Source organism: Marinobacter shunpengi, assembly GCF_045449715.1.
In the GTDB taxonomy this organism is placed as follows: Bacteria; Pseudomonadota; Gammaproteobacteria; order Pseudomonadales; family Oleiphilaceae; genus Marinobacter.
Window position 1 is genome coordinate 146,546 of record NZ_JBJJLA010000018.1, and the last position, 12,196, is coordinate 158,741.

Genomic DNA, 12,196 nt, shown 5'->3' on the forward strand with positions numbered 1-12,196 from the left:
CTGGTCACAGTTCAAAGGCGTCATCTACCAGCTTTTTCTGCTGCTCGACGTGGACCGACATGTAACCTGCAGCAGGGGCGGCAGAGGCATCACGGCCGGCGTATTCCAGGTACAGCTTCGGGTTCAGCCGAGAGAGTGCAGCCCGCATGTGGTGCTGACTGCAATACCAGGCCCCCTGGTTCATAGGCTCTTCCTGGCACCACACCGCATTCTTGAGCTTGGTGTACGGTGCCAGCAGCTCGTCCAGGTCGTCACCCGGGAACGGATACAGTTGCTCGATCCGGAAGATCACCACATCATCGCGACCCTCGGTTTTCTTCTTCTCCAGCAGATCGTAGTACACCTTGCCGCTACAGAGGATCAGACGAGTCACCTTCTTGGGATCGGAAGGCTCCTTCTCGGGCAGTATGGTCTGGAACGTGCCCGAGGTCAGGTCATCCAGATCCGACGTGGCTTCTTTGTGACGCAGCAGGCTCTTGGGCGTAATGGCTACCAGGGGCTTGCGCAGGGGGCGTTTCACCTGGCGGCGCAGCATATGGAACACCTGGGACGGCGTGGTCGGAACACATACCTGAATGTTGTGCTCCGCAGCCAGCTGCAGGAAGCGTTCAAGCCGTGCGGAAGAGTGCTCCGGCCCCTGCCCTTCATAACCGTGGGGCAGCAACAGTGTCAGACCACACAGGCGGCCCCATTTGTGCTCGCCACTGGTCAGGAACTGATCGATGACCACCTGGGCGCCGTTCGAGAAATCCCCGAACTGGGCTTCCCATACGATAAGCGCATCGGGTGTCGTGGTGGCGTAACCGTACTCGAATGCCATCACCGCTTCTTCCGACAGCAGGGAGTCGTAGATCTCGAAACGCGGCTGATTGTCAGACAGGTTCGCCAGCGACGTATAGGTATCGCCGTCCTTCTGGTTATGAAGGATGGCGTGGCGGTGGGAGAAGGTGCCGCGACCAACGTCCTGGCCGGTGATACGAATCGGGTGACCCTCGTCCAGCAGGGACGCGTACGCCATCATCTCACCATAACCCCAGTTGAGACCGAGGGCACCGGCAGTCATCTTCTTGCGGTCTTCAACGATCTTCTGCACCTGGCGCTGGACCGAAAAGCCCTCGGGCACGTGAGTCAGCTTCTTACCCAGGCGCTGAATGTTCTTGAGGGTGACGCTGGTCTTGCACTTCGCGGTCCACTCATGGCCCAGGTACGGCGTCCAGTCCACGTAGAGCTCGGTATTGGGCTCCTTGACCAGGGATTTCACCACGTGCTCACCATTATCGAGGGCATCCCGATAATCGGTCTCCATCTGCTTGGCGTCGTCTTCGGACAGCACGCCCTCCTCCACCAGCTTGCTGGCATACAGGTGGCGCGTGCTCTTGAGCTTGCGGATCTTGTCGTACATGACCGGCTGGGTGGACGAGGGCTCATCCGCCTCGTTGTGGCCACGGCGACGGTAACAGACCAGGTCGATGACCACGTCACGCTTGAATTCGTTGCGGTAGTCCATGGCCATCTGGGTGACGAACATCACCGCTTCCGGATCATCGGCATTCACGTGCAGGATCGGCGCCTGGACCATCTTGGCCACATCGGTGCAGTACTCGGTGGAGCGGGCGTCTTCCTGCTTGCTGGTGGTGAAGCCCACCTGGTTGTTGATGACGATGTGGATAGTGCCACCGATACCAAAGCCCCGGGTCTGGGACATCTGGAAGGTTTCCATCACCACGCCCTGACCGGCAAACGCGGCGTCACCGTGCATGATGATCGGCACCACCTGGGAGCCGTCGGTGTCGTTGCGGCGGGTCTGGCGGGCGCGAACGGAGCCTTCCACCACCGGAGAGACAATCTCCAGGTGTGAGGGGTTGAACGCCAGCGCCAGGTGTATCTCGCCGCCCTCGGTCATGACGTTGGAGGAGAAGCCCTGGTGGTACTTGACGTCACCGGAGCCGGAATCGGCCATCTTCTTGCCTTCAAACTCGTCAAACAGATCCTTGGGGTTCTTGCCCAGGGTGTTGACCAGCACGTTCAGGCGTCCACGGTGAGCCATGCCCAGGACAATTTCCTTGGCACCGTAGCTACCGGCACGCTGGATCAGCTCGTCCAGACAGGGGATCAGGCTTTCACCACCCTCAAGGCCAAAGCGCTTCACACCCGGGTATCGGGAACCCAGGTATTTTTCCAGGCCCTCGGCAGCCGTCAGCCTCTCAAGAAGATGCTTGCGGGTCTTGGCCTCATAGGTGGGACTGGACCGCACCGGTTCCATCCGCTGCTGGAACCAGCGCTTGATCCGGGTGTCTACCACATGCATGTACTCGGCACCGATGCTGCCGCAATAGGTCTGGCGCAGTTCATCAATGATATCGCCGAGTTTCATCCGCTCGGAGCCGAAGTTCAGGGACCCGGTCTGGAACTCGAGATCACGGTCCGCTTCCGTCAGTTCGTGGAACGACGGGTCCAGATCCTCCGCCCCGGGACGCTGCCAGACACCCAGCGGGTCAAGCTTCGCTTCCTGGTGACCACGGAACCGGTAAGCATTGATCATCTGGAGAACGCGGATCTGCTTGCGGTCGGCGTCGGTGGTGGCGGAGGCGGGAACACCGGCGCCATTGTAGAAGCGCTGGTTGCGGGATATGTGTTCGAACTGTTCGCGGATGGTGGAGTGGGCAATGTCACGGGTATTACCGTCGACGCCCGGCAGCTTGTCGAAATAGCTTCGCCACTCTTCGGGAATGGCGTTGGGATCGGTCAGGTAGGTTTCAAAAAGCTGCTCAACATAGGCAAGATTCCCACCCTGTAGATGGGACGTCTGCCATAACTGCTCCATTATGCTTTCATGCATTTTGAATAGCTCACCTTGGACTGGTGCGGGGGAGCTTTTTATGGTCGGCCAGGGATATTTCTCAGTCAATACGGGTTTTTACCGGATCGACAACAGCCACCACAACGCTCACGGATGTTTTCCGTTCCCCGGTGGTTTTTATACTGAATCGCGCCGCGGCAGCACTTTTTGGGCGCCGCCTGCGGCCCGATAGCTTGCCCTACCGGCCCTCACCTGCCAATCCGCCTTTGGTAGAAGGCTATCCGGTCAGGTGGAATGCAAGCCGGGAGGTCTGGCACTTCCCGAACAGTATAGCGGTACTCCTGGAAACCGCTGGTTACGTCGCCCGCTGAAGCAGCAGGTTACGAATATGGCCAATCGCCCGGGTCGGGTTCAGACCCTTGGGACAAACACTGACACAGTTCATGATGCCGCGGCAGCGGAACACGCTGAACGGATCATCCAGGTCAGCAAGTCGTTCCGCCTGGGCGGTATCCCGACTATCCGCCAGGAAGCGGTAGGCCTGCAGCAGGCCCGCAGGGCCAACGAACTTCTCCGGGTTCCACCAGAACGACGGACAGGAAGTGGAGCAGCAGGCACAGAGAATACACTCGTACAGGCCATCCAGCTTCTCGCGGTCTTCAGGTGACTGCAGGCGTTCGATGGCCGGCTCCGGATTGTCGTTGATCAGGTACGGCTGCACCTTCTCGTACTGCTGGTAGAACAGGTTCATGTCCACCACCAGGTCACGGATCACCGGCAGCCCCGGCAGTGGGCGCAGCACCAGCTTGCCATTCTTGACCACTTCCGACACCGGTGTGATACAGGCCAGGCCGTTCTTGCCATTCATGTTCATGCCATCGGAGCCACAAACCCCCTCACGACAGGAACGACGATAGGCCAGAGTCTCATCCTGTTCCTTGGCGATGGCCAGGATGTCCAGCACCATCAGATCCTTGCCTTCCGGAATCTCGATCTCAACATCCTGCATGTAAGGGGCGTTGTCAGTTTCCGGATTGTAACGGTAAAGGCTTACCAACATTATTCATGTCCCCCTTAATAGGTCCGAATCTTCGGCTCGAACGTCGGAACCGTTTTCGGAGCGAAGTTCACATCGCGCTTGCCAACCCGCTTGTCCAGCGGGAAGTACAGGGAGTGCTTCAGCCAGTTTTCGTCATCACGCTCGGTGAAGTCGTTACGGGCATGGGCACCACGGCTCTCTTTACGCTCATTGGCGGCAACGGCGGTGGCGTAGGCCACTTCGTACAGGTTATCCAGTTCAAGCGCTTCGATCCGCGCCGTGTTGAAGGCGTTGCTGCGGTCGGTCAGCTTGGTGCGACGCACCCGCTCGCCGATTTCATCCAGTCGCTTGAGCCCTTTCTCCATGCTCTCACCGTCACGGAATACACCGAAGTACAGTTGCATGCAGTCCTGCAGGTCCTTGCGCACAGCCGCCACATCCTCACCTTCTGAGGTATTGTTGAGGCGGTCGATGCGGGCCATCGCCTTCTGGATTTCCTCGTCGGTGGCACCGTCGGTCTCGAAACCATCGCGGATCATCTTCTCGATGTGCAGACCGGCAGCACGGCCAAATACCACCAGGTCCAGCAGCGAGTTGCCACCCAGACGGTTGGCGCCGTGCACGGATACGCAGGCTGCCTCACCACAGGCAAACAGGCCGTCAATGGGCGCGTCGTTGCCGTTCTCGTCCTGGGTCAGGGCCTGACCGCCGACGTTGGTGGGAATCCCACCCATCATATAGTGGCAGGTGGGGACAACCGGAATCGGCTCCTTCACCGGATCCACGTGGGCAAAGGTCCGTGACAGTTCACAGATGCCCGGCAGACGCAGGTTCAGGGTTTCCTCACCCAGGTGATCCAGCTTCAGCAGCACGTGATCCTTGTCGGGGCCGCAGCCACGGCCTTCCAGGATCTCCAGAACCATGGAGCGGGCCACCACATCACGACCGGCCAGGTCCTTCGCGTTCGGTGCATAACGTTCCATGAACCGCTCGCCCTCGGCGTTGATCAGGTAGCCGCCCTCACCCCGGCAACCTTCGGTCACCAGAACCCCGGCACCGTGGATGCCGGTGGGATGGAACTGCCACATCTCAATATCCTGCACCGGGAAACCGGCGCGGAGCGCCATGCCGATACCATCGCCGGTATTGATCAGGGCGTTGGTAGTGGAGGAGTAGATACGGCCAGCGCCGCCGGTAGCCAGCACGGTGGCCTTGGCCTTGATGTAGGCAACCTCACCGGTCTCGATCTCAATGGCGACAACGCCAACCACCTGGTTCTTGCTGTTCTTCACCAGGTCAACGGCATACCACTCGTTAAGGAAGGTGGTGCCGCCCTTGAGGTTGGCCTGATACAGGGTGTGAAGCAGGGCGTGACCGGTACGGTCGGCAGCGGCACAGGTACGGGCCGCCTGGCCACCCTTGCCGTAGTCCTTGGACTGGCCGCCGAACGGACGCTGGTAGATACGGCCCTGTTCTGTACGGGAGAACGGCAGCCCCATGTGCTCAAGCTCGAACACGGCCTGAGGGCCAACGGAACACATGTATTCGATGGCGTCCTGGTCACCGATGTAATCGGAACCCTTGACGGTGTCATACATGTGCCAGCGCCAGTCGTCGTTGGGATCGGCACTGGCAATGGCGCAGGTGATGCCGCCCTGGGCAGACACGGTGTGGGAGCGTGTCGGGAACACCTTGGTAATACAGGCGGTGTTAAGACCGGACTCGGTCAGCTGCAGGGCAGCCCGCATGCCGGAACCACCGCCACCAATAACGATCGCGTCGTAGGAAATGGTCTTGATATTAGCCATCTATTAAAGCCCCCAAAGAATCTGAATGCCCCAGACAACATAGACAAACATTACCGTGCCGCAGACGGCCTGGAACAGGAACCGCGGCAGAGTCGCCTTGATGTAGTCGGTAGAAACGGTCCACAGACCGACCCATGCATGACCACCGAGAGCGATCAGGGTGCCCAGACTGAAAATGCGGAACCAGGTCTGGCTGAACAGACCGGCCCAGGCTTCGTAATTGACATCGGTCGTCAACATGAATCCGAGCAGGAAGATGGTATAGAGGGCCAATACGTAGGCGCTTACGCGCTGGATCATCCAGTCGTAGACGCCGCTGCGACCTGGATTCGTGATGCTGTTTACTGCCATACCCATACCCCCGCGAGAATGATCAGGATTACCGAAATCACCACTGTAAGCTTGGCCGCGAGACGACCGCTGTGGAGTTCCTCGCCGATGCCCATGTCCATCAGCAGGTGCTTGATGCCCGCTACAAGGTGGTACAGCAGGGCCGACAGGATGCCCCAGATGATCAGCTTCGCCAGGAAGCTGTCCAGCAATTCATTGACGCGATTGAAGCCAGCTTCCCCGGACAGCGATACGTCCAGCCCGTACAGCAGGAAGGCGACACCCACAAACAGGATGACGCCGCTGATACGGTGGATAATGGAAGTAATGGCAGGTAGCGGAAAATGAAACTTGCCGAGATCGAGATTAACTGGTCGTTTGCTATTCACAGCGCTCTCACACTCTCTCTTTACTCCGCGTTGCCGGACTGGCCGGGGCGGATGGTTGGTATGAAGGATGACCGTGTCGGCACGCCGTTGTGTCCGCACAGATTGGTCGGGAGGGAGAACATCACCGCAGACGTCGTTGCAGGCGTTCCATAAGGTATGTCCCCGTTTCCGGGCTAGGGATTATAAGGAGTGCCCCCGGGAATTACAAACCGGCAACGCCGGAAAACCCTGTCAGATCAGGCCATCCACTCAGCTATTGTGGTAATTGACAAAATCAATTCGAGACGCAATTACCGCCCGTCTCAACGCCACCCGGCCCGCTTTGATACTTGAATTTACCAGCCGGGCGCCTCCATTTTAGATCACAATGAGGTATCATGCCCGGATCGAATCCGTATCTTTTATCTCGCCGCGCATTGACAAAAAAAGCCAACACCCTATATTTTGCCGCCGGTTTACCAATAATACGCGCCTTCCCGCGCTACTAACGCTGAAAACAGGAGAGCACCATGACCGACAGGAAAGCCACGCTCTCGGTGGGTGACAAGTCCATTGAGCTTCCGGTTTACTCGGGTACCGTCGGGCCAGACGTCATTGACGTTCGCGGCCTTGTCCAGGAAGGCGTTTTCACCTATGACCCGGGCTTCGTATCCACAGCGGCCTGCGATTCCGCCATCACCTACATTGATGGCGCCAAGGGTGTCCTGCTGCATCGGGGCTACCCCATTGACCAGCTTGCCGAGTCCTCCGATTACCTGGAAGTGTGCTACCTGCTCCTGAACGGCGAACTGCCTACCGCGGAAGAGAACAAGCAATTCCACAACACCATCAAGAACCACACCATGCTCCACGACCAGATGCGCAATTTCTTCCACGGTTTCCGCCGTGATGCGCATCCCATGGCCATCATGTGTGGCGTGGTTGGCGCGCTGTCCGCCTTCTACCATGACCAGATGGACGTGACTGATCCGCGTCAGCGGGAAATCACCGCCCACCGCCTGATTGCCAAGATGCCCACCATTGCGGCCTGGTGCTACAAGTATTCCATTGGTCAGCCGTTCATGTACCCGCGCAATGACCTGGACTACGCCGAGAACTTCCTGCAGATGATGTTCGGCGTGCCCTGCGAGGAATACAAGCCCAGCCCGACCCTGGCCAAGGCCATGGACAAGATCTTCCTGCTGCATGCGGACCACGAGCAGAACGCGTCCACCTCCACCGTTCGCCTGGCCGGCTCTACCGGCGCCAACCCCTACGCCTGTATCGCCTCCGGCATCGCTGCCCTGTGGGGCCCGGCACACGGTGGCGCCAACGAGGCGGTACTGGACATGCTGGCCGAGATCGGCGACGAAGCCAACATCGAGAAGTTCATTGCCAAGGCCAAGGACAAGGACGACCCCTTCCGTCTGATGGGCTTTGGTCACCGGGTCTACAAGAACTTCGACCCCCGCGCCAAGGTCATGCGTGAAACCGCCCATGAGGTGCTGGAAGAACTGGGTCTGGAAGACGATCCGCTGCTGAAGATCGCCCAGCGCCTGGAGAAGATCGCCCTGGAAGACGAGTACTTCGTGGAGCGCAAGCTGTACCCGAACGTGGACTTCTACTCCGGCATCATCCTCAAGGCCATCGGCATACCGACCTCCATGTTCACGGTCATCTTTGCCATGTCCCGCACCATCGGCTGGTACAGCCACTGGAACGAGATGGTCTCCGGCAACTACCGGATCGGTCGTCCGCGTCAGCTGTACACCGGCCCCGAGAAGCGGGACTATCCGAAGAAGTAAGTGCCCTGCCCCCTTAAGGCAGATGCTATTGAAAGGCCGCTGGGTTCGCTCAGCGGCCTTTTTTGACCTGGAAGCTGGGTGTAAGACGCCTGCCCAGGCGCTTTCATCAAACTTCCCCTCTCCACCCCCCCAATCCCTCGCCATACATTCCCTCTCCCCAGTGCGGGAGAGGGCCAGGGAGAGGGGGAGCACCCGCAGGGCGCAATGGTGTTAACACCGGAACCCGGCCTCTTCACCCTCTCCCCAACCCTCTCCCGTCAAGGGAGAGGGGGCTACATAGAGTCACTGGCGGACCTCCCCTCACCCCTACGAGTGTGAGGGAGCTGCCTCAGCCCTACCCTGAAACTGAAGGAACAGAAGTCCCGCAGACGGCTTTAACATCCTGATTGGTTCTGCAATCATCAACCACTTAACGCACACTGACCTGGTAACGGGAGTCATCCGGATGAAGAACATCGCATTTATCGGCCTTGGCATCATGGGCTATCCGATGGCCGGCCACCTGGCAAAGGCCGGACTGGCCGTGAAAGTCTGGAATCGCAGCCCGGGAAAGGCGGGGCAGTGGGCCAGCGACTATGATGGCGAGGCCTGCACCACCATAGCGGAAGCGGTTGGACAGGCGGACCTGGTACTGACCTGTGTGGGCGCTGACCCGGATCTGAGGGAGGTTTATTACGGACCCGGGGGCATTACTGAAAACGCGCCCCGGGGCGCCGTACTGGTGGATCACACCACCGCATCCGCGGGCGTTGCCGAAGAGCTGTATGAAGCAGCCGCTGCGGCAGGACAGCAATTCATCGATGCGCCTGTCTCCGGCGGCCAGCAAGGGGCCGAGAACGGCCAACTCACGATTATGTGCGGCGGTGATGAACAGGCCTTTAACAGCGTCAGGGAAACTCTGAGCCTCTACTCGAAAGCCCTGAACCTGATGGGCCCGGCCGGCAGTGGCCAGAAGACGAAAATGGTCAACCAGATCGCCATAGCAGGCCTGGTACAGGGACTGTCGGAGGCCATCCATTTCGCGGAGCAGGCGGATCTGGATGTCAGCCGGGTGATTGATGTTATCTCCAAGGGCGCCGCCCAGTCCTGGCAGATGGAGAACCGCTCAGCCACCATGATCGCAGGCGAGTTCGACCATGGCTTTGCGGTGGATTGGATGCGCAAGGATCTGGCGATCTGCCTGGAGGAGGCGCGCAGAAACGGCTCCAAACTACCTGTAGCCGCCCTGGTGGATCAGTTCTATGGGGATGTGCAGGAGATGGGCGGACGACGCTGGGATACGTCATCGCTGGTACAGCGGCTGAGGAAACGGTGAAAGTCTGCCGCCGAGTCTGCGGCAAACAGCCCCTCTCCCCCTGAGAGAGGGGCCTTTAACTACTTCTTCTTGTCCCGCGGCACCCAGCGCCCGTTCTCGTACCAGGCGGACCAGCCCGTCGCCTTGCCATCCTTCTCGGACATGACGTACTGCTCCTTGGACTTGCGGCTGTAGCGGATCACCGTGGGATTGCCCTCTGGGTCCTTCTCAGGCGCCTCCATCAGATAATCGTACTTGGGATCGATTTCCTTGCGATGCGGCTTGATCTCCATGACCAGCGGCGGCCGGGTTTCCCGGTTCTTGGGGAACTTGCTGGCCGCCAGGAACAGGCCGGAGGCGCCATCCCGCAGGACGTAGGTGTCGTCCACCTTCTGGCACGGAAGCTCTGGCATGGGCACCGGGTCCATCTTGGGCGGTGCCGGCTCGCCGTTCTTCAGCAGCTTGCGGGTGTTCTTGCACTCGGTGTTGGTGCAGCCGAAATACTTGCCGAAACGCCCGGTCTTGAGCTGCATTTCAGAGCCACACTTGTCGCACTCCAGGGTCGGACCGTCATAGCCCTTGATGCGGAAGGTGCCCTCCTCCACTTCAAACCCGGGGCAGTCCGGATTGTTACCGCAGATGTGAAGTTTGCGCTTCTCGTCGATCAGGTAGCTGTCCATGGCGGTGCCACACTTGGAGCAGCGGCGCTTCTTGCGGAGCAGCAGGCTCTCGCCCTCGCCTTCCACGTCATCTTCGGCGCTGACCACCTCGTCACCGGAAACCAGGTTCATGGTGGTCTTGCAGCGCTCCTTGGGCGGCAGTGAATAGCCGGAGCACCCCAGGAAGACACCGGTACTGGCCACGCGGATCTGCATATTGCGACCGCAGGAGGGGCATGGAATGTCCGTCTCCGTGGGCGTGTTGCTGCGCATGCCGCCCTCGGGCTTCTCCGCCTCCTCGAGCTGGTGGCGGAAACGGGCGTAGAAGTCGTTCAGAACCTTCTTCCAGTCCTCATCACCCTCGGCAATCTCGTCCAGCTCGTCTTCCATGCGGGCGGTGAAATCATAGTCCATCAGGTTCGGGAAGGACTCCGACAGGCGTTCGGTGACGATATCACCCATCTTCTCCGCGTAGAACCGGCGGTTCTGCAGACGGACATAACCCCGGTCCTGGATGGTGGAGATGATGGAGGCGTAGGTGGAGGGCCGGCCGATGCCCTGTTTCTCCAGCTCCTTGACCAGGCTGGCCTCTGTGTACCGGGGCGCCGGCTTGGTGAAGTGCTGGCTCGGGTCGAGCTTGACCAGGTCCAGCACCTCGTCCACCTGGATGTCCGGCAGGGCCACATCCTCGTCTTTCTTGGCGGACTGGGGCGCGGCCTTCAGGAAACCGTCAAACTTGATGATACGGCCACGGGTGCGTAGCTCGTAGTCGCCATTGGCCACCAGGATGGAGGTGCTGAGAAACTCCGCATCGGCCATCTGGCAGGCGATAAACTGGCGCCAGATCAGCTCATACAGTTTCTCAGCATCCTTTTCCAATCCACTGATATCAGAGGCTTTCCTGGTCACCTCAGTTGGGCGGATCGCCTCGTGGGCTTCCTGCGCCCCCTCTTTGCTTCCATAGACACGGGGCTTCTCCGGCAGGTAGCGGTCACCGAACTGTTTGCCAATGTAACCCCGTACACTGGTGACGGCGTCCTGGCTCAGGTTAGTGGAATCCGTCCGCATATAGGTGATGAAGCCCGCCTCATAGAGGCGCTGGGCCAGCATCATGGTCTTCTTGACGCTGAAGCCCATGCGGTTGCTGGCTGCCTGCTGGAGCGTGGAGGTGATGAACGGCGCCGACGGACGGGAGCGGGTGGGCTTGTCTTCCCGCTTGGCGACGCGGAACTCGCCCTGCTTCAGGCGCTCAACATGTTCGGTGCTCTGTTTCTCGTTGACCGGGCGGTAGGCCTTGTCCTGGTAGCGGGTCACCTCGAAGCGGACCGGAGAGGCCTGTTGCTTGAGGTCTGCATGGAGCTGCCAGTATTCCTCCGGCACGAAGCGGCGGATTTCCTTCTCCCGCTCGACGATCAGACGGACCGCTACCGACTGCACACGGCCGGCGGAGAGCCCCCGGGCGATCTTGGACCACAGCAGCGGCGACACCATATAGCCGACCACCCGGTCCAGGAAACGACGGGCCTGCTGGGCGTTGACCCGATTGGTATCCACACTACCCGGATCCTCGAAGGCCGCCTGGATAGCGCGCTTGGTGATTTCGTTGAACACCACACGGCGATACTTGTCGGACTCGCCGCCAATGGTTTCCCGCAGGTGCCAGGCGATGGCCTCCCCTTCACGGTCCAGATCCGTCGCGAGATAGACATGGTCGGCGGACTTGGCCAGGCGCTTGAGTTCACTGACCACCTTTTCCTTGCCGGGCAGGATCTCATAGCGGGCCTGCCAGTCCTGGTCCGGATCCACGCCCATCCGGGCAATCAGCTGATCCCGGGCCTTGCGCTTCTTGTAGGCGGCCTTTTCCTCCGGATTCATCTTCCGGGTCTGGGCCGCCTGCCGGGCACGCTCCTTGGGGTCGGAGGTAGAACCACTGCCACTGACGGGAAGATCGCGAATATGACCAACACTGGATTTTACGATGTAGTCGTTACCCAGATACTTGTTGATGGTCTTCGCTTTGGCTGGCGACTCGACGATAACGAGACTTTTACCCATATCAGAGACATTACCCCTGGAAACAGTTCAATAAACAG

The 12,196-nt window shown here is 59.7% G+C and carries 8 protein-coding genes; 2 read left to right on the forward strand and 6 right to left on the reverse strand.

Annotated features, from left to right (window positions below):
• Positions 1 to 4: 4 nt before the first annotated feature.
• The 5 genes from ACJO3T_RS13135 to sdhC form a co-directional block, all read right to left on the reverse strand.
• Positions 5 to 2,839 (reverse strand): 2-oxoglutarate dehydrogenase E1 component, encoded by a 2,835-nt coding sequence (locus ACJO3T_RS13135; RefSeq protein WP_406963019.1) that lies wholly within the window; start codon positions 2,837 to 2,839, stop codon positions 5 to 7.
• A gap of 316 nt (positions 2,840 to 3,155) precedes the next feature.
• Entirely contained in the window at positions 3,156 to 3,860 is a 705-nt protein-coding gene (locus ACJO3T_RS13140) for a succinate dehydrogenase iron-sulfur subunit (RefSeq protein WP_406963017.1), read from the reverse strand.
• A gap of 14 nt (positions 3,861 to 3,874) precedes the next feature.
• The gene (gene sdhA, locus ACJO3T_RS13145; protein ID WP_406963015.1) at positions 3,875 to 5,647 is read right to left on the reverse strand and encodes a succinate dehydrogenase flavoprotein subunit; all 1,773 of its coding nucleotides are present in this window, start codon (positions 5,645 to 5,647) and stop codon (positions 3,875 to 3,877) included.
• A gap of 3 nt (positions 5,648 to 5,650) precedes the next feature.
• Positions 5,651 to 6,004 carry a succinate dehydrogenase, hydrophobic membrane anchor protein gene (gene sdhD / locus ACJO3T_RS13150; protein ID WP_406978737.1) on the reverse strand — a complete coding sequence of 118 codons (354 nt, stop codon included), beginning with the start codon at positions 6,002 to 6,004 and terminating at the stop codon, positions 5,651 to 5,653.
• The gene (gene sdhC, locus ACJO3T_RS13155; RefSeq protein ID WP_406963013.1) at positions 5,989 to 6,366 is read right to left on the reverse strand and encodes a succinate dehydrogenase, cytochrome b556 subunit; all 378 of its coding nucleotides are present in this window, start codon (positions 6,364 to 6,366) and stop codon (positions 5,989 to 5,991) included. Before sdhC ends, sdhD begins: the two co-directional genes overlap by 16 nt.
• Positions 6,367 to 6,875: 509 nt before the next feature.
• Here sdhC and gltA point away from each other — a divergent pair.
• Positions 6,876 to 8,150 carry a citrate synthase gene (gltA, locus tag ACJO3T_RS13160; RefSeq protein WP_406963011.1) on the forward strand — a complete coding sequence of 425 codons (1,275 nt, stop codon included), beginning with the start codon at positions 6,876 to 6,878 and terminating at the stop codon, positions 8,148 to 8,150.
• Positions 8,151 to 8,595: 445 nt separating this feature from the next.
• Positions 8,596 to 9,465: an NAD(P)-dependent oxidoreductase gene (locus tag ACJO3T_RS13165; protein ID WP_406963006.1), complete on the forward strand. Its 870-nt coding sequence runs from the start codon at positions 8,596 to 8,598 to the stop codon at positions 9,463 to 9,465.
• Between the two features lie 59 nt (positions 9,466 to 9,524).
• Here ACJO3T_RS13165 and topA read toward each other — a convergent pair whose 3' ends face one another.
• On the reverse strand, positions 9,525 to 12,158 hold the full coding sequence (gene topA / locus ACJO3T_RS13170; RefSeq protein ID WP_406963005.1) for a type I DNA topoisomerase: 2,634 nt from the start codon (positions 12,156 to 12,158) through the stop codon (positions 9,525 to 9,527).
• Between the last annotated feature and the right edge of the window lie 38 nt (positions 12,159 to 12,196).